At 58.4% G+C, this 21,762-nt stretch carries 20 protein-coding genes and 1 other RNA gene; 6 read left to right on the top strand and 15 right to left on the bottom strand.

Features of this window, described 5'->3' with window-relative positions; genetic code table 11:
• Positions 1-131: 131 nt before the first annotated feature.
• From AAE514_RS03325 to AAE514_RS03295, 7 genes are all read right to left on the bottom strand, one after another.
• Positions 132-905: a ThuA domain-containing protein gene (locus AAE514_RS03325; RefSeq protein WP_347330086.1), complete on the bottom strand. Its 774-nt coding sequence runs from the start codon at positions 903-905 to the stop codon at positions 132-134.
• A 103-nt stretch (positions 906-1,008) separates the two neighbouring features.
• A complete protein-coding gene (locus AAE514_RS03320; protein ID WP_347330085.1) occupies positions 1,009-2,244 on the bottom strand; it encodes a M61 metallopeptidase family protein in 1,236 nt (411 codons plus the stop codon).
• A gap of 145 nt (positions 2,245-2,389) precedes the next feature.
• A complete protein-coding gene (gene ubiD / locus AAE514_RS03315) occupies positions 2,390-3,859 on the bottom strand; it encodes a 4-hydroxy-3-polyprenylbenzoate decarboxylase (protein WP_347330084.1) in 1,470 nt (489 codons plus the stop codon).
• Positions 3,860-3,982: 123 nt separating this feature from the next.
• Complete coding sequence (gene rho / locus AAE514_RS03310) at positions 3,983-5,242, bottom strand: transcription termination factor Rho (protein WP_347330083.1); 1,260 nt, start codon at positions 5,240-5,242, stop codon at positions 3,983-3,985.
• A 661-nt stretch (positions 5,243-5,903) separates the two neighbouring features.
• Complete coding sequence (gene trxA / locus AAE514_RS03305; protein WP_027328195.1) at positions 5,904-6,233, bottom strand: thioredoxin TrxA; 330 nt, start codon at positions 6,231-6,233, stop codon at positions 5,904-5,906.
• Positions 6,234-6,522: 289 nt separating this feature from the next.
• Positions 6,523-8,172, bottom strand: coding sequence for an ATP-binding protein (locus AAE514_RS03300; RefSeq protein WP_347330082.1), 1,650 nt, complete (start codon positions 8,170-8,172; stop codon positions 6,523-6,525).
• A gap of 10 nt (positions 8,173-8,182) precedes the next feature.
• Entirely contained in the window at positions 8,183-8,965 is a 783-nt protein-coding gene (locus AAE514_RS03295; RefSeq protein ID WP_347330081.1) for a response regulator transcription factor, read from the bottom strand.
• Positions 8,966-9,127: 162 nt separating this feature from the next.
• Here AAE514_RS03295 and AAE514_RS03290 point away from each other — a divergent pair, with 162 nt between their 5' ends.
• Positions 9,128-10,594 (top strand): hypothetical protein, encoded by a 1,467-nt coding sequence (locus tag AAE514_RS03290; protein ID WP_347330080.1) that lies wholly within the window; start codon positions 9,128-9,130, stop codon positions 10,592-10,594.
• A 14-nt stretch (positions 10,595-10,608) separates the two neighbouring features.
• A complete protein-coding gene (locus AAE514_RS03285; protein WP_347330079.1) occupies positions 10,609-11,259 on the top strand; it encodes a VWA domain-containing protein in 651 nt (216 codons plus the stop codon).
• Positions 11,260-11,317: 58 nt separating this feature from the next.
• Here AAE514_RS03285 and AAE514_RS03280 read toward each other — a convergent pair whose 3' ends face one another.
• Both AAE514_RS03280 and rpiA read right to left on the bottom strand, forming a co-directional pair.
• Positions 11,318-12,949 (bottom strand): methyl-accepting chemotaxis protein, encoded by a 1,632-nt coding sequence (locus tag AAE514_RS03280; RefSeq protein WP_347330078.1) that lies wholly within the window; start codon positions 12,947-12,949, stop codon positions 11,318-11,320.
• Between the two features lie 217 nt (positions 12,950-13,166).
• Positions 13,167-13,844, bottom strand: coding sequence for a ribose-5-phosphate isomerase RpiA (rpiA, locus tag AAE514_RS03275; protein WP_347330077.1), 678 nt, complete (start codon positions 13,842-13,844; stop codon positions 13,167-13,169).
• Positions 13,845-14,001: 157 nt separating this feature from the next.
• Here rpiA and ilvA point away from each other — a divergent pair, with 157 nt between their 5' ends.
• Together ilvA and AAE514_RS03265 are read left to right on the top strand one after the other, a co-directional pair.
• Positions 14,002-15,516 carry a threonine ammonia-lyase, biosynthetic gene (gene ilvA / locus AAE514_RS03270; RefSeq protein WP_347330076.1) on the top strand — a complete coding sequence of 505 codons (1,515 nt, stop codon included), beginning with the start codon at positions 14,002-14,004 and terminating at the stop codon, positions 15,514-15,516.
• A gap of 270 nt (positions 15,517-15,786) precedes the next feature.
• On the top strand, positions 15,787-15,933 hold the full coding sequence (locus AAE514_RS03265) for a hypothetical protein (RefSeq protein ID WP_347330075.1): 147 nt from the start codon (positions 15,787-15,789) through the stop codon (positions 15,931-15,933).
• Positions 15,934-15,946: 13 nt separating this feature from the next.
• Here the strand turns inward: AAE514_RS03265 and AAE514_RS03260 are convergent, their stop codons facing one another.
• The 6 genes from AAE514_RS03260 to AAE514_RS03235 form a co-directional block, all read right to left on the bottom strand.
• The gene (locus AAE514_RS03260; RefSeq protein WP_347330074.1) at positions 15,947-16,567 is read right to left on the bottom strand and encodes a 5-formyltetrahydrofolate cyclo-ligase; all 621 of its coding nucleotides are present in this window, start codon (positions 16,565-16,567) and stop codon (positions 15,947-15,949) included.
• Positions 16,568-16,617: 50 nt separating this feature from the next.
• Positions 16,618-16,795: non-coding RNA, 6S RNA (ssrS, locus tag AAE514_RS03255), on the bottom strand.
• A 43-nt stretch (positions 16,796-16,838) separates the two neighbouring features.
• On the bottom strand, positions 16,839-17,735 hold the full coding sequence (locus AAE514_RS03250) for a hypothetical protein (RefSeq protein WP_347330073.1): 897 nt from the start codon (positions 17,733-17,735) through the stop codon (positions 16,839-16,841).
• A complete protein-coding gene (locus AAE514_RS03245) occupies positions 17,732-18,958 on the bottom strand; it encodes a hypothetical protein (protein WP_347330072.1) in 1,227 nt (408 codons plus the stop codon). Before AAE514_RS03245 ends, AAE514_RS03250 begins: the two co-directional genes overlap by 4 nt.
• Before the next feature lie 138 nt (positions 18,959-19,096).
• Positions 19,097-19,402, bottom strand: coding sequence for a cell division protein ZapA (locus tag AAE514_RS03240; RefSeq protein WP_347330071.1), 306 nt, complete (start codon positions 19,400-19,402; stop codon positions 19,097-19,099).
• Positions 19,399-19,629 (bottom strand): TIGR02449 family protein, encoded by a 231-nt coding sequence (locus tag AAE514_RS03235; RefSeq protein ID WP_430623874.1) that lies wholly within the window; start codon positions 19,627-19,629, stop codon positions 19,399-19,401. The genes AAE514_RS03240 and AAE514_RS03235 overlap by 4 nt, the downstream gene beginning before the upstream one ends.
• A 144-nt stretch (positions 19,630-19,773) precedes the next feature.
• On the opposite strand from AAE514_RS03235, the gene AAE514_RS03230 reads away from it, so the two are divergent.
• Together AAE514_RS03230 and pepP are read left to right on the top strand one after the other, a co-directional pair.
• Positions 19,774-20,376, top strand: coding sequence for a UPF0149 family protein (locus tag AAE514_RS03230; protein WP_347330070.1), 603 nt, complete (start codon positions 19,774-19,776; stop codon positions 20,374-20,376).
• Positions 20,377-20,416: 40 nt separating this feature from the next.
• A complete protein-coding gene (pepP, locus tag AAE514_RS03225) occupies positions 20,417-21,745 on the top strand; it encodes a Xaa-Pro aminopeptidase (RefSeq protein WP_347330069.1) in 1,329 nt (442 codons plus the stop codon).
• Positions 21,746-21,762: the final 17 nt, after the last annotated feature.

Below are 21,762 nucleotides of genomic sequence, written 5' to 3'. Positions count from 1 at the left end.
CACTCCAGTCTCGGAAAAACTGAATATATTAAGCCTAGTATACGTGGAGAACGTTGGGGAAGTTGTGTTCTGGTTGGCGGTATGAGGCAAGAGGCGCCGGGGAGCACCCGGCGCCGAGAGAGTACCCGCTGCTAGCGCTGCTTCAGGCCCTTGCCAGTGGCGGCCCACATTAGCCCGCCGTAGACGTGGTCGAGGAACAGGTCATCGCTGTAGGTGGCGGGCACGTGGCCCAGGGCGGTGTAGAAGGCTCGGCCGCCGTCGTATTCGTGGTACCAGGCCATGGGGCGGAAATCCTGGTCCTGGCTCTCTTTTTCACCCCATTTGGCGTAGGGCTCGAAGCTGTCCTCGTCCAGGGCCAGAATGTAGTTCAGGGTGTCGATGCGCTCCCCGCCGAATTCGTAGAACTCGTCGGTCCACCAGAAGCGATCGGGCATTTGTTCCATGCCCGGAAAGTCCCGGCTCAGCACCTCCAGCTCGCCGGTCTGGATGGCCGGGTGAATGTGGAAAGTGCGGCCCACCATTTGGGTGTACCAGTCCCAGTCGTACTCGGTGTCCGAGGCGCTGTGGACTCCCACAAACCCCTTGCCGGATTGGACGAACTTCTCCATGGCCACTTGTTGCTCAGCATTGAGAATGTCGCCAGTGGTCAGAAGGAAGAAAATCACATCGTACTGCTCGAGATTGTCCTCGGTGAACACCGAAGCGTCCTCGTGCCAATCCATGGAGAAATGGTGTTTCTCCGCCATCTGGCGCATGGCGGTGACGCCTTCATTAATGGCCTTGTGGTGAAACCCGTCGGTTTTGGTAAACAGCAGAACCTTGAACTGGCCTTGGGCCTGGGCGGTGAGAGCGGTAAAGACAAAGCCCAGCAGGGCGATAACGGCGATTAAACACTTTTTATACATTGCCGTGGGTCTCCGATGTTGAGGTTATAGTGAGCCTGACCCTATTGTGCCTCGGCCCAACCGGTAATGGAAGCGCCTCCCTCCCGGGGGGCGTGCCACCGGTCTAGTCGCCGTTGTTGTCGCCCTTCGCCAGCAGAGGGGTATCCAGTGTTGCGGAGGGTTTGCCCATCACCTGTTCGACAAATGCGCGCAGCTCCTCGGTACTGACCACCCGTTCCTCAATCATCAGGTGAACCACATCGTCCAGCGAGTGCTTGTTGTCGGTCACCCTCTGAATTTCCCGGTCCAGCTCATCAAACAAGAGCACGGCCCGTGCGGTGATGGCGCCTGAGGAATCGCCGGTTCTGAGGTTGGTGACCTCGTCATTGTCGGCCCACTTTCTCAGGCTATTCAGGGTACGCTCCCGGCGTTGTTGGGTGAGAGCGCCGGCTCGGTACATCAGCTCGACTGCGTAGTACTCGGCCAAGCCTTCGGCCAGCCAGTCGCTCTTATCTTTACTGCGGATGCGGGTTACCACATGCATCAGTTCATGAATGACCGTGCTGGTACCGTTTTCACTAACCATGGGTCGGTCGCCGTGCAAAAAAAGCGCGTTGGGCCCGGACAGCGCGCCGCGCCACATGGGCTCGCCGTGGCCGATAACCGCGAACTTGGGGGGCGTGGTCCCGAAGGCCTTCTCCACTTCCGGCCAGACATTGGTAATCAGGGTTATCACATCCATTCGCCGCAGGCTGCTGCCCTTCGGGGCACTGACCACCAGGTGCGTGTCTCCCAGCTGCTCCCGGCGTGTGCCCAATTTTCCCGCAATCATCCAACCGGTGGGGCGGTCAAACCGGCGCTCGGAGTTGTCGATGCGAAAGCGCCGATCGTCCAGCTTTTTCCAGCCGGTGGTGACGCTGGTCCACTCCTCGGGCAGGGTGAAAGTCAGGTAGGCTTTCGCCCTGGCGCCCTTATCGGTTCGGGCCCAGGCCGGTGGAATAATGTTATCTCCACGAAAGATCGCCCAGTCCTCGGTGATCATCGCGTCGTATTCGCCGGGGTCTCGCTCGTGGGTCACTGTTGCGTGAAAGCGTAAGCGAGCGTCTTCTGCCGGCGGGTGCCAGATCGCGCGGTCGTCCTCAATTTCGAAGGAACCGTTGGCTTCGAAGTTGGAGTAGTCGCCGTAGGTGAGGTTAAAGTCCAGTTGCTTTAATTGGCCCCCGTGGTCACTTTCGATCACGACTTCGGCCCGCTCTTTCTCCGGGTTCAGCGTAATGTGATAGTGAATGGGATAGGTGCTGGAATCGGCCAGGGCTGGCAATGCAAAACCGCTCAGCAATAACCACGTCAATAAACGCATAGTGCGCGCGCCCCAAAGTGTCGGTCACGGCCGATGCGCCTTTGGCATATTCGCCCTACGGAGCCCAGGGTGCATTCGCTATTACCCGGGTTATGAATTTTAGTTCCGTAGGGCGGATAAGCGCAGCGCATCCGCCGTCATCCGATTATGAATCAATCCCTAGCTCATCCCACAGCGCGTCGACCCGCTGCTTGACGGCAGGGTCCTGAACGATGGGACTGCCCCATTCGCGATCAGTTTCACCGGGCCACTTGTTGGTCGCATCCAGCCCCATCTTCGAGCCCAGGCCGGAAACGGGGGAGGCAAAGTCCAGGTAGTCGATGGGGGTGTTGTCCACCAGCACCGTATCCCGGCTGGGGTCCATGCGGGTGGTAATGGCCCAGATGACATCTTTCCAGTCTCGCGCATTCACATCGTCGTCCACCACGATCACGAACTTGGTGTACATGAACTGCCGCAAGAACGACCACACGCCCATCATTACTCGCTTGGCGTGACCGGGGTACTGTTTTTTCATAGTCACCACCGCCATGCGGTATGAACAGCCCTCCGGTGGCAAATAGAAGTCGACAATTTCCGGAAACTGTTTGTGCAGAATGGGCACGAACACTTCATTCAGCGCGACCCCGAGTATGGCCGGTTCATCCGGCGGCCGACCGGTGTAGGTGCTGTGGTAAATGGGGTTTTTGCGGTGGGTAATACGCTCCACGGTGAACACGGGGAAGCGGTCCACTTCATTGTAGTAACCGGTGTGGTCCCCAAAAGGGCCCTCTTCGGCCAGGTCATCCGGGGCGATGTGGCCTTCCAGAATAAACTCGGCGGAAGCCGGCACTTGCAAGTTGTTGCCTTTGCTTTGCACCACTTCGGTTTTATCGCCGCGTAACAGCCCGGCAAAGCCGTATTCGGATAGGGAGTCGGGTACTGGCGTTACGGCTCCCAAAATAGTGGCCGGGTCCGCCCCCAGGGCAATGGACACCGGGAAGGACTCACCAGGGTGCGCCTTTTGCCAATCGCGAAAATCCAGGGCGCCGCCACGGTGGGCGAGCCAGCGCATAATCAGGCGGTTGCTCCCGATCTTCTGCATGCGATAGATGCCCAGGTTCTGCCGCTCTTTTTCCGGCCCGCGGGTAATCACCAGCGGCCAAGTGACCAGCGGGCCGGCATCACCGGGCCAACAAGTTTGAATGGGCAGACGGTCCAAGTCGACCTCATCGCCTTCGAGCACCACTTCCTGGCAGGGCGCCTTACGCACTACTTTCGGCCCCATGTTCAGAACCTGTTTGAAAATGGGCAGCTTCTCCCAGGCATCCTTGAAGCCCTTGGGCGGCTCGGGCTCCTTTAGAAACGCGAGCAACTTGCCCACTTCCCGCAACGCCTCCACCGACTCCTCGCCCATGCCCAACGCCACCCGCTCCGGAGTGCCAAATAAATTGCCGAGCAGGGGTATGTCATGGCCTTTGGGGTTTTCAAACAGCAGCGCGGGCCCGCCGGCACGCAGGGTGCGGTCGCAGATCTCAGTAATTTCGAGGTAGGGGTCCACTTCGGTGGGGATGCGTTTAAGCTCGCCGCGTTTTTCCAGCAGGCTGATGAAGTCTCGGAGGTCGCGGTATTTCATAGGAAGGGTTGTTTGGGTTGGATTATGGCAGGTGGCGGGCTCACGCCCTTACCTGCCCTACACGTTAGAAATTTATGTAGGGCCGATAGGTTAGGGCGTGAGCCCGCCACCTGTTATGCGCTACTACTTGCGCTTCATGGACAGGAAGAATTCATCATTGGTTTTGAAGTCTTTCAGCTTGTCCACCAGGAACTCGGTCGCGGCCACGTCTTCCATGTCGTGTAGCAGCCGGCGCAGAATCCAGGAGCGCTGCATCTCATCTTCTTTCATCAGCAGGTCCTCTCGGCGGGTGCCGGAGCGGCGCACGTTGATGGCCGGGTAGATGCGCTTTTCAGAGATTTTGCGGTCCAGGTGCAGTTCCAGGTTACCGGTGCCCTTAAATTCTTCGTAGATCACCTCGTCCATCTTCGAGCCGGTATCCACCAGCGCGGTGGCGACAATGGTCAGGCTGCCGCCTTCTTCGATATTGCGCGCGGCGCCAAAGAAGCGCTTGGGGCGCTCCAGTGCATGGGCGTCCACACCACCGGTGAGCACTTTGCCCGAAGAGGGGATGACGGTGTTGTATGCGCGCGCGAGGCGGGTGATGGAGTCGAGCAAAATGACCACGTCTTTTTTGTGCTCGACCAGGCGCTTGGCCCGTTCGATCACCATGTCGGCTACCTGTACGTGGCGGGCGGGCGGTTCGTCGAAGGTGGAGGCCACCACTTCGCCGCGGACCGAACGCTGCATCTCGGTCACTTCCTCCGGACGCTCGTCGATCAGCAGAACGATCAGGTGACACTCGGGGTTGTTGCGGGTAATCGCCTGGGCAATGTTCTGCATCATTAGCGTCTTACCGGCCTTCGGCGGCGCCACGATCAAACCGCGCTGGCCTTTGCCGATCGGCGAGATCAGGTCAATGATGCGCGGAGTCAGGTCTTCGGTGGAACCGTTACCGGCTTCGAGGCGCAGGCGCTCATCCGGGAAGAGGGGGGTAAGGTTTTCGAACAGAATCTTATGGCGGGAACTTTCGGGCTTGTCAAAGTTGATTTCGTTGACTTTCAGGAGTGCGAAGTAGCGTTCGCCTTCCTTTGGGGGCCGAATTTTCCCCGCAATGGTGTCGCCGGTGCGTAGGTTGAAGCGGCGAATCTGGCTCGGGGAGACGTAGATGTCGTCGGGGCCGGCCAGGTAAGAGCTGTCGGCCGAGCGCAGAAAGCCAAAGCCATCTTGCAGAATTTCCAGCACGCCGTCGCCGTAGATATCTTCACCGCTTTTGGCGTGGCGTTTGAGGATGTTGAAGATAATGTCCTGCTTGCGCGAACGGGCCATGCTTTCCAGCCCCATCTCCCGCGCAATGTTGATCAGTTCTTCGATGGGCTTTGTTTTCAGGTCGGTTAAATTCATACAGTGTGACTTTGTTGTGTAAGGTTAGTTGTAAAGGGTTAAGGGATATGTGATTTGGTAATTCAGGTCTTAAAACATCCGGTCGGATGGTTTTGACGGCGCGCAGGGCTTATTGAATCAAGCCTTACGACTGCTGCCGGGCTGTTTTGTTCGCTCAAGAGAGCTTCTTCTTGTTCGCTCAAGGGCTTAAATTTCGTTCGCCCAAGGCTTGTCCAATTATGTGCGCTCAGGGCTGTCCAATTCGCTCAGGGCTGTCCAATTCGCTCAAGGCTGTCCATATATCCGCTCAGGGCTGCTCAGCCCGCTCGCGCGTGAAATTGTTGCTGTTGGGCGCGCAGAGCGTATGTTTGGCCCCGGTGCTGCTATCACTGCCTATACGCTGAGTGCCGGCCGGCATGGCGAGGCCACAGGGCATGTAAACAGAGAAACGAGCGGGAATTTATCGGAAACTGACTGGCGCTTCAGTCAACTCCCCGGAGCTGCCCATCGATTTGGCTGGCCCATCGAACCGGATGGAAAGTTGGAGCTGAATCAAGGCCGGGCAAACATCGGATGAGGGGAGTATAGCGATAAAAACGGGGTTGTGCAAAGTCGGGCTCGAAAGGGCCCGCGGGCCCGGCGGCCGCCCGCTTGGCGGGGGCTGCCGAGGAGGGGGCGCTGATTACAGCGCGCCTTCGATAAAGTCGACCAGCTGCTGCTTGGACAGTGCGCCCACTTTGGTGGAGTCCGGCTCGCCATTTTTGAAGATAATGAGCGTGGGAATCCCGCGGATGTTGAATTTGCCGGGTACTTCTTTGTTGGCGTCCACATCCATCTTGGTGATCTTGATCTTGTCGGCGTGGGTGCCGGCCAGCTCATCCAGGATCGGGGCGATCATCTTACAGGGGCCGCACCAGGCCGCCCAGAAGTCCACCAGTACCGGCTTGTCAGCCTGAAGCACTTCGGCTTCGAAATTATCATCAGTGACGTGCACAATAGCGTCGCTACTCATAAAGCAGGATCTCCAATTCATTCGTGTGTGAAGCGGTGTCGACCGCGAGCAAGCGCGGTCGGAGCCGCTCAGGGCCTCTCGGACCGCCCAGAGCTTCTCTGGCCGCCGGGAGCATCTGCGAAAGTTCCGAGACGCCCTTTATACGTGTGCCAGCATAATAAGGATTGCTATGCGGGCAGGCAAGGGGCAAAAATCAATAGCCCCTATAAAAGGCCTCAATATGGGGCCGCCCCGTAGTAGTTCCGGTAAATGGGAAATGGGGGCGGGCCGGGTGATTTCAACCCGCCGCTCAGCTCCCCCGGTAGTCTTCCAGCCCTTCAAACGGGCGGTTGAGCTCCTCCTCCCGCGGGGCCAGTGCGTCCAGATCTTCCTCCTCGCCGTCCAGACGGGAGGCGGCGGTGGGCAGCTTTACATGAAAGCAGACTCCGGCCACATCAAGGGGGGTAAAGGTTAGTTTGCCACCCTTGCGGCGCGGTTGAATCTTCAGGGCCCAGCGCGGTATGGCGGCGTGGTCCGGGTCGAGCAGCGTTTCTTTATCACCCTTGGGGTCAACTTCCAGGGCCAGGGTGTTTTGGCTGGCGGTGGGGGTCAGCTCCACCCGGGTAATAGCCTCCTCGAAGTCCCACTCCAGGCTGGCTTCCCCCGCCGCTTCGCTGTTTGCCCGGCGGCAATAGGGCTGGCCTTGCTCGTCCAGCAGCACTTCGATGACTTCGGTGGTCAGCCGGCCGCTGGCCAGGGCAATGCGAAGGGAGTAGTAGGCGGAGCGGTTTTCCACGTTTTCCACCCAAATGCGGCCTTCGTAACCTTTGACGATCTCCTGCACGAAGAACAGGCCCAGCCCCTTGCCGTGGTGCTCCTTGGCGCGCCGGGTGGAATACCCCAGTTGAAAAATCTGCTCCATGGCCTCCGGCTCGATGTGAGGGCCCCGGTTATAGACGGTGAGCTCCACTCGCCCCCGTTGCTGACCCAGGGTGAGCGCCACCCGGTTGTAGCGCGACTTGGCTTTTTTGCGGGCAAAGAACTGGGCGTTCTTCAGCAGGTTTTCCAGTAGCAGGACAAAGTGGTTTTCATTCCCCAGCAGGGCGTCGGTGGGGTTCAGGTGGGCGCGAAACTGGGGGTCTTCATCCAGGATAACGGCGCCGTCGTTGCCGTGGTCCAGGGTTTCCAAGCGGGCGGGGGAGTCCTGCAGCAGGGGTGCCAGGGCTCGCAGCGTTGCCCGGCGTGGCGGGTAGTCGGGCCGGTGGGGCACCGCCTGGGCGCCCGACTCACTCAGCAGTTGCTGGTAGTAGTGCTCCTCGCACTCACACAGATGGTTGCCGATGTGCAGGGCGATGTTGTCCGTGGTGGACAAATCCAGCAGATCCCAAAGGTAGCGCATGGCGGTGTAGGCATCCTGATCCCGGACGCGGGTGGCTTCGTCGCCACCCTGGTCCAAGTGGGCTTCAAGCGCGGTCTGGACCTTATCGAAACAGATCACACCGTTGTGGCGGACCTCGGCGGCGATGCTTTTGAAGTGCAGAAACTTCTCATCGTACTCGATGTATTCCAATAGCTTTTCGCTGATGAACAGCTTGAGCTTATCGGCGTGGCCGGCGAAGGTGTGGGCCTTCAGCTGCAACTGTTTTTTGCTTTGCCAAACCTGATTCACCTCGGTTCTCAGCCGTTCGATATCTCGATCGAAAGCGCGCAGGCGGCGGCTATGCCGGAATACCTCCCACAGAATGATCAGGCAATAGAGCAATAGCGCCGCGGCCTTGGTCTCCTGGGTTTGCAGCCAGGGGTGCAGTTGGTAGCCCGCCGGCATCAGGCCCAGGTCTTTGAGCAGTGCCGGATCGGCGGCGGCGAGTAGGTAGGCGGCCAGTAGCAGCCCGGCCAGGGCACTCAGCCAGGGGAAGGTGACGCGGCGCGGGCGGGTGACTTTCAGAGTGTCCTCGCTCATGGTTTCTCCCTCACCGTACCGGTTTCCAACAGTAAGCGCCCATATCGCCAAAGGTGACGATGCCCTGGTCCTGTTGGCACAGAGCCATAAAGTCCACTTCGGGCCGGGCCTGCTGAAAAGCGTGGCGCAAGGTTTTGATGTGCTGGCGGTAATTGGCGTAGGAAAAGCGCTCTGGGTCGGCCTCCAGAGCATCCGCCATTTGCAGCGTGGTCAGCGGCCGGGGGGAGGCTTCCACCAGAAAGCGCAGGATTTTTCGTGGCATGGGCCCGAGCGGGCGGCGTGGGTTGTTGGGGTTCATCAGCTTCTGGCCGTGCCAGTACACCTCCCAAGTGACCGTATCGATCGTGAGCGGGCCGCTGCCGAGTTGGTCTTCCCGGGTTGCGCCAGGCTGGCTTTGGCGCAGAGCGGCCTTAATCCGCCAGCACAGCACCGCCTCGATATTGCGTTGGTGCTTGGCGATAAAGTCCTGCAGGCCGCCCTGCTCAAAAGCGCTTTGTTCGATGTCGGTTCCGCTGTATTCGGACAGATACACCTGCGGCACCCGGGGCCACTTTTTCTGGAGCGCGCGGGCCACCGTGAGGCCGGCGGTATCCCGGCCGTTCATCTGGGCATCCAGCAGGGCGATATCGGGCGCCCCTTCGGAGGCGCTTTGCTTGATGTATTGGCAGGCAGCCTCGGCAAAGCGAAACACGCGCACACGGGTGGGCCGACCATCGAAATCGGTGGCCTCAAGCACCGGCTGGAACTTCTCAATCCAGTGCGATTGGTCTTCTACCCAGAGAATCTCCGCCATGGACGAAGTGTAGCATTGGCTGCCACAAGTGGTGTGATCGCCGTCACTATTCTTTCCTTCATCTCTTATTCAGAACTCACCGATTTTTCACAAAGGTTCGAGAGACTTCGAGTCAAGCCAGTGATTTCACTGGCACATTCATTTTGATCGGAGGATCTCATCATGTTTAACCAACTCTTGTTGCTCTGGTCAGACTCGCCGGCGGTGTCGCTGGCGATCTGGCTGGTTCTGGCCGTGGTGGTGCTCTATCTGGGCCGCAGCCACGCTCATCAGTTGTTTCGCGCCAGCGGGCGAGCGGTGCATGGCGCCATGCGCTTGTGGGGGCGGGCCATTCGGCAATTGGAAGACCGCTTGGTGGCGCGCAATCGCGATGTGTTGCTCGCCATGGGGCGGCGTTCGGCCGAGGCCGCCATCGAGCGGGACTTCAAGCGCGTGCATACCATCATGGAGCGGGACCTGAGCCGCTACCCCAATCTGCATCGCAAGATCGCCGATGCGATTGAGAAAATCGAAGCGGATTATCAGGAGGCGAGCGACACTCCGCCCTTGCCTCCGGCCTGGTCGGAAGTGGTGGAAACCGTCTCGGCGCTGCCGGGTAGCAGCGATCCGGCCGTACACAAGGTGCTCGACAATATTCGCGAAGTGATTGAAGACGCCCACAAGGAAACGCTCAAGCTCTATCAGAAAAGCAGCCGTGAGCGACATCGCATTTTGGCGGGCATGCAGCCCCAGTGGCGGTCACTCGACCAGAACCTGGGTAAAGTGAAGCACACCATTGATGGCCTGGACGAGCGCAGTCAGACCATTGATGCGCAGATGCAGGAATACGCCGCAATTCGCGCCGGAGAAGACAAGGCCCTGAACGCGTTGACTTCTTCCTCATTGACGCAGTTTTTGATCGCCGGGCTGGTGCTGTTCGTGGCGCTGTTGGGCGGGCTGATTAACTTTCACCTGATTGCCATGCCCATGTCGGAAATGGTGGGCGGTACCAGCTATATCGGCAACATGCGCACCTCGGATATCGCCGCGCTGGTGATCATTCTGATTGAGGTGGCCATGGGGGTGTTTTTGCTCGAGTCCCTGAGGGTAACGCATCTGTTCCCGATTATCGGCAGCATGGATGACCGGATGCGCCGTCGCATGATGGTGGCCAGCCTGACCATCTTGACATTGCTGGCCAGCATTGAAGCTTCTCTGGCCTATATGCGCGACCTGTTGGCCCTGGACCGGGAAGCCTTGAACCAGACACTGGCGGGCGCCGCCGTGGTGGAGGCACAGTTTCGCTGGATACCGTCCATTGGCCAAATGATGCTGGGCTTTATTCTGCCCTTTGCATTGGCGTTCGTGGCGATTCCGCTGGAATCGTTCATTCACTCGCTGCGCACGGTGTTGGGCGTGGTAGTGGTTGGCCTGTTGCGGGTCTTGCGCCTGATCGTTCGACTGATCGGTGGCCTGGCCAATCACCTGAGCAAAATGCTGGTTCACCTGTACGACATGACGATTGTGGTTCCTCTGGCCATCGAGCACTGGGTGAATCAGCGCCGTCCACGACAGGAAAAACAGGACGAACCGGATTGGACGCAGGAACCCTTGGTGGAACCGGATCAAACCGTGGAGTTAAAGTCATGAGGATCGTTGAAAGCATGAAACGCACATTGATTCTGAGTGTGCTGTTGGGGGTGGTCGGCTGCAGTGATGCCGGCCGCCCGGATCAGCGGGCGGTGTACCTGTTGCTCGATACCTCGGGCACTTATACCGAAGAGCTGGACAAGGCCCGCGCCCTGATGGCCTACCTGCTGGGAACGCTGGATAGCGGAGACTCCATGGCGGTGGCGTTAATCGATGGTGGCAGCTTTACCGAGAAGAACATCGTCGCCAAGGTGACTTTCGATGACCGCCCCAGCGTGGCCAACGGCCAGAAACGCGCCTTCAAGGAAACCATGGATGAAGTGCTTAGCGGCATTGATCGGGGTGCCGCTCACACCGACATTACCGGCGGGGTGATTCAGGGGCATGACTACTTGACCGAAACCGGCGCGGGTCAGCGGTACCTGTTTGTGTTCTCGGACCTTGAAGAGGATTTGGAGAAAGGCCAGATTCGGGACTTTCCGCTCGATATGTCCGGCGTTGAAGTGATTGCCCTGAACGTCACTAAATTGCGTCAGGACAATATCGACCCGAGGGACTATGACAAGCGCTTGTCCCACTGGCAAAGCCGAGTGGAGTCAGGTGGCGGCCAGTGGCGGGTGATCAATGACCTGGAGCGTTTGGGCCAATTGATCCAGTGGCGCTAGGGCTGAGCTTCTGCGGCGCACGGAGGGGCCCAGCCGGGCCCCTTTGTCGTCTGAGGCTCTAAGCCTGAACCCGAAAGTGGGCGATCTGCGTGGACAAGTGTCGCGACAGGTCGTTCAGGTCCCGGGCGGTCGTGGTGGAGCTCTGGGCGCTGCGGTGGGCGCTCTGCACCAGCTCCACCACCCGGGCAATGTTTTTGTTGATCTCTTCCGCCGCGTAACTCTGCTCCTCGGCCGCCGTGGCGATTTGCGAGTTCATTTCGCTAATGTCGGCGACTGCACGGGTGATCTCGTTGATGGCCTCCCCGGCTTCCCCGGCACTGGTCAGGGTGCTCTGGGCCTGCTCCTGGCTGGCGCTCATGGCTGACATGGCTTGTGAGGCGCCGTTCTGAACCGCTTCAATGATTCCCGCAATCTCCCGTGTGGAGTCTTGGGTTCGCTGAGCCAGCGTGCGCACCTCATCGGCCACCACGGCAAAGCCGCGCCCCTGCTCCCCCGCCCGGGCTGCTTCGATGGCGGCGTTCAACGCGAGCAGGTTGGTCTGTTCGGCGACGTTCTGAATCACCTCCAACACGCTGCCGATGCGGTTGGTCTCCCCCTCTAGTCGCTGCATGGCGGAGGCCACATTGTTGACCTCATCGGACAGGTGGTTCACCGAGTCGAGTGTGGTTTCCATCACCGAGCGACCCCGGCGCGCCCCGGTATCCGCCTGGTTCGCGGCCTCGGCCGCGCCGGAGGCGTTGTTGGCGACCTCCTGCACCGTGGACGACATTTCATTGACCGCCGTGGCCACTTGGTCGGTGGACTGCTCGGTCTCCCCGGTCATCTGGGTGATTTCATCGGCGTTCAGATTGATTTGCTCGGAGGCGCGATTAAGCTTCAGCGCGGACTCTTTCATGGCACCGATCACGCCGCCCATTTCCCGCTGAAGGCGGGTCAGGTTGGTACTGAGCTGCCCCAGCTCGTCAGCCCGGTCGATGTCTACCCGTCCGGTAAAATCCCCTTCCGCCATATGGTGGATGTGTTCCATTAAGACCCTGAGCGGGTTAAGGAAGGCCGAACGCAAAGTCACCCACAGGACGATCATCGAGAACAATGCCACCGCCGCGATGACCACCTGGGACCAAGCGCTGACTTGCTCACCGTCGGCATTCACCTCGTGGGTAAGGGTGGCCACTTCCTGTCCAATGGTGTTGGCGACTTCGCTCAACTGAGCGCTGGGCTGTCGGTCAATACCGGCCACGGCGCGGTGGCCCGTAGCAGCGCTGTAGCCGCTAGCGACATAGGCCTGATAGCCGTCTTGGTATTGCTCCAACAGCTGTCTGTGGGAGCTTAAAAAGTCATCGACCTTCCGGCGTGCCTGGCCTGGCGGCATTTGCTCCAGGAGCTGTTCGCCCATGTTTTGCACGGTCTGGTGCTGCTCTTGAAACTGCTCCCAGTGTTTATTTCTCTGGCCTTCGTCACTGCCGCGTAGCAGGACAGTTTTCCATTCCTGAACCTGCTCTTTGAACTCCAGGTTCATCTGGTTGATGGTTCGCTCTTGGGTGATATTGGCGACAATCAGCTCATGGTAGCGGTCCAGCCGCTCGTTGAGCATGCTGATGGCGATGATGGCAGTCACCCACAAACCGCCGAGCCCGATGCCAACAATAGCCATGAGGCGGGTTTGCATGCTGCTTTTGATCCAATCCATATGAGAGGCTCTCTAAAACGATTGTGTAACGCTGAATTTAGTTCAAAGGGGGAATTTTTGCCCGGAGCAGTAGGGGTGACCCCTTCACATCACGTATTTACGGCGTGTCCGGGATAGGTACACCGCCCTCCTGACCGGGCTCGCTATCTCTCCCAAAGCATGCAACAGTATAGGAAATCATTAGGCCGACGGGCGCCGGCCTTACAAGAAAGGAATCTCAGTATTTCGGATAGATGGTTTTCACGCCATCCTTGCCGCCCAACAGCAAAACATCCGCCCCGCGCTGAGCAAACAAACCATTCGTCACCACCCCGGCAATCTGATTAATCTCCGTCTCATACTTCCTCGGATCCACCATCTTAAAATCATAAACATCCAAAATGACACAACCATTATCCGTCACAACACCCTCCCTATAGACCGGGCTGCCCCCCATCTTCACCAACTCCCGGGCCACATAAGAGCGCGCCATCGGAATTACCTCCACCGGCAGCGGGAAACGCCCCAACACATCCACCCACTTACTCTCATCCGCAATACAAACAAACTCCTTCGACACCGCCCGCACAATCTTCTCCCGGGTGAGCGCCGCGCCGCCGCCCTTAATCAGCTCCAAATACTCATTACTCTCATCCGCCCCATCCACATAAACCTCAAGCTCACTCACCTCATTCAAGTCAAAAACCTTGATCCCGAGCTTCTGCAGCCGCTCGGCGGAAGCGTCGGAACTGGCCACCGCGCCGGCGAAATCGTCCTTCAGGCGGGCCAGGGCGTCGATAAAGCAATTGGCCGTCGAGCCGGTACCCACGCCGATGATGCGGTCCGGTCGGAGTTTGGGGGCGATATAATCGACCGCGGCCTGGCCGACGGCTTGTTTGAGTTCGTCCTGGGTCATGGTCACCTCGTTGCGTCAAACCCGTATTCGGTGAGGCGCATTATACGCGATGGATGCCAGCGATCCGCAAATTGTTTACCATGGGCGCCTTGCGCGTTTTTTGCGCCTTCCTTGAACCTTCACATTCGCACAGTCACAGCTCTGGTGAATCGCCTTTATGCCCGACTCCTACATCAAGCGTATTTTGAATGCCCGAATCTATGACCTGGCGGTGGAAACTCCGCTGGAACCGGCGCCGCTGCTCTCCCAGCGCACGGGCAACAAAGTGTTGCTCAAGCGCGAAGACCTCCAGCCGGTGTTCTCGTTCAAGATTCGCGGCGCCTACAACAAGCTCCTGCAACTGACCGCTGAGCAGCGCAAACGGGGGGTGATTGCGGCCTCGGCCGGGAACCACGCCCAGGGGCTGGCGATGGGCGCGCACCACTTGGGCATTAAGGCGACCATCGTGATGCCGCGTACCACCCCGCCGATCAAGGTGGACGCGGTGCGCGCCCGCGGCGGCAAAGTCGTGTTGCACGGGGACAGCTACGATGAGGCCTCCGCTCACGCTAAGAAACTGGTGGAAGAGAAGGGGATGACCTATATCCACCCCTTTGATGATCCGGACGTTATCGCCGGGCAGGGGACAGTGGCAATGGAGATTCTGCGTCAGTACCCGGGCCATATTGATGCCATTTTTGTCGCGGTCGGCGGCGGGGGACTCTGCGCCGGTGTGGCGGCCTACGTAAAATACGTGCGCCCGGATGTGAAGGTGGTTGCGGTCGAGTCCGACGAGTCGGCCTCCTTGAAGGCCGCCCTGGAGAAAAACCGCCGGGTGACTTTGCCCCAGGTCGGTATTTTTGCCGATGGGGTGGCCGTGGCCCAGATCGGCAAAGAGACCTTCCGGGTCCTCAAGAAAACCGTTGACGGGGTGATTACCGTCAATACCGACGAGATTTGCGCCGGCATCAAGGACATCTTCGAAGATACCCGCTCAATCGCCGAACCCGCCGGGGCCATCAGCGTTGCCGGCATGAAAAAGTACATTGCCGAGCACAAGCTCAGCGGGCAGACCTTTGTCGCCATTGACTGCGGGGCCAACATCAACTTCGATCGCCTGCGCTATATCTCCGAGCGCACGGAGATCGGCGAGCAGCGCGAAGCCATCCTGGCGGTGACCATTCCCGAGCGCCCGGGGGCCTACAAAGACTTCTGCAAGGCTCTGGGCCGGCGCAATATCACCGAGTTTAACTACCGGTACGCGGACAGCGCCGAAGCGAAAATCTTTGTGGGCGTCCAGGTGGGGGCCGGTGGTCAGGATCGGATCGAGCTGGTGGCCGACCTCCAGAAACAGGGCTACCGCACGGTGGATATGACCGACAACGAAGTCGCTAAAATGCATATTCGTCATATGGTGGGCGGACACGCTCCCAATGTGGGTGAGGAAATGGTCTTCCGGTTCGAGTTTCCCGAGCGGCCCGGCGCTTTATTTACCTTCCTTAGCCGGGTGGCGGGGCACTGGAACATTTCCATGTTCCACTACCGCAACCATGGGGCGGCCTATGGCCGTGTTCTGGTGGGTATGCAGGTGCCCAAGAAGGAGCAGGCCCAGGTGCGCAAGTTCCTGGACGAAATCAATTACCCTTATTGGGATGAAACGGACAACGAGGCCTACCAGTACTTCCTCAGCTAGCGGGCCACCTCCTCTGTTCTGCCGGGGCCTTTTCGGGTCCCGTTCCCCGCCTGATCACCTCTGATCGTCCCCAATCGCCTAAAAACTGCCTAAAAAATGTGAGTTCAGCCACGTTTTTTAGAAAAAGTGTCTAATTTTTCGACAAACCGCTTGATTTGTCGTTTGTTTCGACTACTCTTAAGACTCGTTGCGATAAAAACGGTACGCCAACAGGGAAATTTAGTTCTGGATGGATTTCATCAAACTGAATACCCGAAGGGTTACTGAATAATGAAAGCCGATATCGTCACACTTGTAATCTTTGTTTTCTGCTTGGGAGTACTCATTAGCGCCCTGGACATTGGCAGCTGGATGGACAAAGACGACAGTGCCCCCGCCGAAGCGTTAGTCTTGCAGCAATCCTCCGAGAAGTCCTGACGCTAACTCAGCTTTAGCGGCGAACGCCCAGCTCAGTCACCACCGCCTGCAAGGGGATGTCCCAAGACTCCCGTGGTAGCCGCGGCACTTCTTGGCACCCGTGGGCCAGTCCCACCAGCGCCGGGCCTCGGGCCTTGGGCGTCTCATCGGGTGGAGCCTGCTTGAACGCGAAAGTACGGTCGTAAAAGCCCCCGCCCATTCCCAGACGCCCCCCGGCATGATCGAAGCCCACCAGCGGTAGCAGCACCAGGTTAAGAAAGTGCGCGGCCAGCCGGGGCTCCCGGTACGGGTTGGGTTCGGGAATGCCGAAGCGGTTCTCTTGCAGCGGTGTATCCGGTAACCAGCGCACAAACCACAGCCGCCGGGGTTGAATGGGGTGCAGCACCGGCAGGTAGCAGTGCTTGCCCAGGGCCCAGGCGCGCTCGACCAACGGCGCCGGATCGATTTCTCCGTCATTAGGCCAATATACGGCGATATGCCGACTGCGAATAAACTCCGGGGTTCGGCTGAGGTACCGGGCTACGGCTTGGGCGGCTTCTTCCTGCTCCCGGGGGGATAGTGCCTGTCGGCGGGCTCTGAGCCGCTGGCGTAAGGCTTTCTTGTCGGGATCGGGAAACTCGGAAATCGTACTCAAGGCTGAGACGTCCGTCATGTTGTCATGGGCGTAAGCCCAACATCGGAAAGGAGAACCCCAGAGTGCCGCTGTCAATCGGGCCTTGAACCCTAAGGCTCAAGGTGGCGAGGCTCGCGGTCCATCAGGCTTCCCGTTCGCGCGGTAATGCTCAACAGGACCTACAGAGCAGCGCCTGTACTGCGGTTATCGGCTCAAGGACGTGTTGACTGGCGAACACCCCAGGGCGTGCTTTTAGTATAACGCGGAAGCCGGGGTCGAACGCAACCAAAATTCACTCCGATTGTTCATCCGCTGGGTCCAGCGCCTCTGGCGCCTCCTGGGCGGGGAACTGCTTGACAATCGTATCGTACTGTTCTTGCATAAGCGCTTTGACCGAGGGTGTATGCCAGCGCTCTCCCACTAGGCTTTGATAGGGGTTTTCTCGGGCGTAATCTATGAACAGGGTGTCCAGAAAGGGTTCTGTGATCCGGTCCGCCCTCTCCAAAAAGTAGTGTCCTGTCGGATACCCTCGATTGATGGCAAAGATGAGGGTGACTTCGAGGAAATGATCATCCGTCAGTGGGATGGCGAAGAGCTGGTGCACGGTTCCGCTTGGCCCGGATGCGGCACTTTCCACCCAGTTTTGGCCGTTTGCCATGTAATCTTTGTGTTTCACGAGAAGTTTCTCGCCCAAGAGCGTGAAAGCTGAGTAGTAGTGAGCATTGTCCTCGTGCTCCTCTGCCCCAGCCGCCAAATTCATGCTTCGATATTTCTGGGTCAAGTACTCATCGTACATAAAGACGAATTGAAGCTTGTCACGGGTATTAAAGTTTTCTTGTTGGAGCCGTTGGCTCGTATTGGCAACCACTTCACGAACGGAAATGTCCAGCATTACTGTGCCAAGCTCTCTGCCGAACCAGCCTGGCTCCTTAATATCCCACCAGCGCTGAATTAAAAGCCCCGCCTCGTCATTGGCTTTTAAGTTCAGTTGGCTTAGATTGAAGTCCGTCACCAGATCCCGAGCCGGCATATCTCGACTAAAGTCCTCTACCATTGCAAAAGTGAGGCGGTTGCCCGAAAGGTCCGTGGTCCGGGGGGCGCCAGTTTCTGGCGGTTGTTTTGAAAAAGCCTTGAAAATGGAGGTCAACATAGTCAGAACCAGTATGAATGCAATCCGTTTGTATTTCATGGTAAATAATTATCAATAAATTGAGCGGCCTTGCTGGCACGAGTACTCAACTGATGAGCCCGCCGCTGTAATGGGCTCCTTCCCTTCCCGGGGCCCTCTTTCATGTTTTTTTGCCACTCGCTCATTGATTGAATGGTTGTGTGTGGGCTCTGTGCGATTGAGCCGTTCGTGACATGACTCAAATACGTCAGAGAGCCAGCGATTTTTCGAGGGTTGACCGTATTGGCTCCGATCACTTGGTGGACGAAGTCATAATCGTGCGCCCGAACTGCCAAAACCTTGACGCCAGCCCGGTCGAAGAGGTGCGCGGAGCGCCAGTTATTGTTGGCGTTTGCGTGCAGGGCGACACTGTGTTTATCCAGCAACGTGCCTTTTTCCGGGTGAAAAACACCATTTAGGCTCAGGTTGTTTAGAGGGAGTGAGCTCCCGCTGTTAAGCAGATATCGTACACCCTCGGAAAAAATTATGCCTCCCTGGCTGTGGGCGACCCAGGATGTCTCGTTTCCGTTTCGTTGTGTTACTTCTAGAGTCTTGGCGAACTGTTTGGTCACCGGTGTGGTGAACCCCAACTTATCTCGGAATGACTCCCACGTATCCGAAGGCCCGCCCTGGCTTGGATTGTGGAACAAGGTGTACTCGTGCACCTGCTTTCCGAAAGCCACCTCCAGGTGGTTGCCCATAAGCCATGTGGCTTTCGCCAGGTTATTGGATTGGCCATTGACGGCTGCAATGGGGGTGCCAACCGAAGTCGTCTTTCCTTGTACAGTCCAGATACCTTCACGCTTGGAAACTTTATAGAGTGCAACGGTTTCTTGAGCGTCTCTCAAGCGCTGAAGTCGGGTGATCAGTTGAATGTTGAACACTTGTACCTGCCCGCTGGAGATGCGGTAGTCCACTCGGTAGTAGTCGTTCTTGATACTCCAGGTATCCGTGCTGCCTTTCAGAGAGAAAGCCGAAGGTGGGCGTGGAGAAGAGCGAAGGCTGACCAGCAGCTTTTCCAGCTCGTTCAGCGCGCGAGGGTATGTTCCTTCGTTTTCGAGGACGTAGTCGCAGTAGCCTGTTGTGAGAATCTGATAGCCACTAGCGCTGTCGCCCCCTGTTTCAAAGCTGGCCTTGAAGAGGTTGGGGGGTTGTCTGTTGAGAGCAACTACGTGCTGCGGCGATACCTGAATATCCCCATAGGTCAATAGCAGTCGGTCGGTCTTGCTTAGCGAGGTGGGCATGGTTCCTCCTTGTCAGTCCGTTGATAATCCTTTTAGCGCATAAAACTATAACAGCTGAGGAGGAGGGGAAAAGAGGGAATAAAGTGACGAAGTTCTCAGAACGGACGCCCGCTTGTGGACTCGGGCGCCGAGTGGAGGTTAGTGCTGCTCGAACTTTTCCAGGCTGCGGTCGATTTTTTCGTGCAGGCGCTGGAGCTCATCTCTGTCGAGGTCCAGATCGGGTTGCTGGGGTTGCCGTTTGGCCTGAAGTAGCTCGTGGCTCAAGTTCAGCGCGGCCATAACGGCGATACGCTCCAGGCCGATAACCGAGCCGCTACGCTTGATCATGCGCATGCGCTCGTCCAACAATTCGGCCGACTCCTGCAGGGCGGCGCGTTCTTCGCGCGAACAGACGACCTGGTAGTCTTTATCCAGGATTTTGACAAATACGGTTTCACTGCTCACGAGTTAGACTCCAGGCTCTTAAGGCGGGTAATCATGGCCTCCACCCGGCCGCGGGCCAGCTCGTTCTTTTCGATCAGCCGCACCCGTTCCCTCTGCCAGTCATTGGCTTTCGCCCGCAGCTCGTCATTCTCCTGCTGCAGGCGCTCACAGACCTGGATCAGGCGATCCATTTTCGCTTCCAGGGCTTGTAGCAGTTCATCGGACATGATTTTGGGGACCGGGTTCATTCTTTGTGTGCAGCTACTATATTGCGCCCTTGGCAAGGGGTCAATCACTCGCCATTGGCGGCGGCACAACCCGCGTGTTCTCTGGGGTGCCGGTCTTAGAGGGGCAATTCGTGTTAGCATATTGGCCTTCTTAAAGAGGTGAACATGACAGAGCAACCCCAACCCTTGAGCTACGAGCAACTGAGCGAGCTGCTACAACCGCTCGGTATTTTGATTAACCCCTCCGAGCTACAGGGGCTGCTGTGCGGCAAATTTTGTGGCGGTGCTAACCCCGACGAGACCGACTGGCTGCTCGAAGCGGTGGAAGAGCTGGACTTTGTCCAGGCGCCGGACGAGAACATCCGCGCCGCTCTGGTGACCCTGTACCAGGACACACGCCAGCAGTTGGCTCAGCAAGGGTTCGAACTGCAGCCGCTACTGCCCTCGGACGAGCGGGAAATCACCCGTCGGGTCACCTGTCTCGGGCAGTGGTGCCACGGTTTTCTGGTGGGGTTTGGCAGTGCCGGGCACGCTGGTGACAGCGACCTCTCGGAAGAGGCGAGAGAGGCGCTGGAAGACTTTGCCGCTATTGCCCAGGTGGATCTGGACGAGGAAGAGTCCGCCCGCGCGGCGGAAAATGATTATGCTGAAGTTGTGGAGTACGTGCGCATGGCGGCCCTGGCTCTGTTTATGGAGTTCGGCTCGCACAAGCTTACCGAGTCCAAGACGGAGGCAGACGGCGGCGAGGAACCGCCCACCGTACATTGATGTGTCTGTGAATTTATCGCTTCTCGTATAAGGCCCTTGTATGAAGATCACTCGACAGGAGTTCGCCCGTCGGCGCAAAGCGCTGATGGCAGTGATGGAGCCCAACAGCATCGCCATTGTCCCGGCGGCCCCGGAGCGCCAGCGCAGCCGGGACACCGAATACCCCTACCGCCAGGACAGTGACCTGCACTACCTGAGCGGCTTTCCCGAACCGGGTGCGGTTCTGGTGTTGATTCCCGGTCGGGAGCATGGGGAGTTTGTGCTGTTTTGCCGGGACCGCGATCCAGATCGAGAAATCTGGGACGGCTACCGGGCCGGGCCCGAGGGAGCCTGCTTCGACTATGGGGCGGACGATGCCTTTCCCGTCGACGATATTGACGAGATTCTTCCCGGCCTGCTCGAAGGGCGCGAACGGGTTTACTATGCCATGGGCAAGGACAGGGAATTCGACCGGCAGGTCATGGACTGGGTGAACAGTATTCGTGCCCGGGTTCGCTCCGGCGCGAGCCCACCCGGTGAATTTCTGGAACTGAGCCACTTTCTACACGATTTGCGCCTGATTAAAAGCGCCGCCGAATTGCGCCTGATGCGCCATGCCGGGGAAATCTCCGCTCGGGCCCACAGTCGGGCCATGCGCTACTGCCAACCGGGGGTAATGGAGTATCAACTGGAGGCGGAAATTCACCACGAATTCGCCATGGCCGGTGCTCGCTTTCCGGCCTATAGCACTATTGTGGGCGGTGGCAAGAACGGCTGCATTTTGCACTATATTGAAAACAGCGCACCGTTAAAAAACGGTGATCTGGTATTGATTGACGCCGGCTGTGAATACGAAACCTACGCCGCCGACATCACCCGGACCTTTCCGGTGAACGGCCGCTTTAGCCCGGAACAGCGAGCGCTCTATGAGTGGGTGCTGAAGGCCCAGAAAGCGGCCATCGCCGAAATTGTTCCAGGCAACCACTGGAACCGGCCCCACGAGGTCTCCGTTCGGGTGCTGACCGAAGGGCTGGTGGAGCTGGGGCTGCTTGAGGGCGAGGTGGACGAGCTGATTGAGAGCGAGGCCTATCGGGAATTCTATATGCACCGGGTGGGCCACTGGCTGGGCCTGGATGTACACGATGTGGGCGATTATAAAATTGATGGCCAGTGGCGGCTGTTGGAGCCGGGCATGGTCATGACCGTGGAGCCCGGCCTTTATGTGGCCCCGGACAACGAGCGGGTGGCAAAGAAATGGCGCGGCATTGGCATACGTATTGAGGACGATGTGGCCGTCACCAAAGACGGTTGCGAGGTGCTTACGGAGGCGGTGCCGAAGGAGGTGGATGAAGTCGAGGCGCTGATGGCCCAAGCCCGGTCTGAGGCCTAATCGCTCAGACCAAAGCG

It is taken from the genome of Marinimicrobium locisalis (genome assembly GCF_039822625.1).
GTDB classification, from domain to species: Bacteria; Pseudomonadota; Gammaproteobacteria; order Pseudomonadales; family Cellvibrionaceae; genus Marinimicrobium; species Marinimicrobium locisalis.
This window is presented reverse-complemented; position numbering and strand designations above follow the sequence as displayed.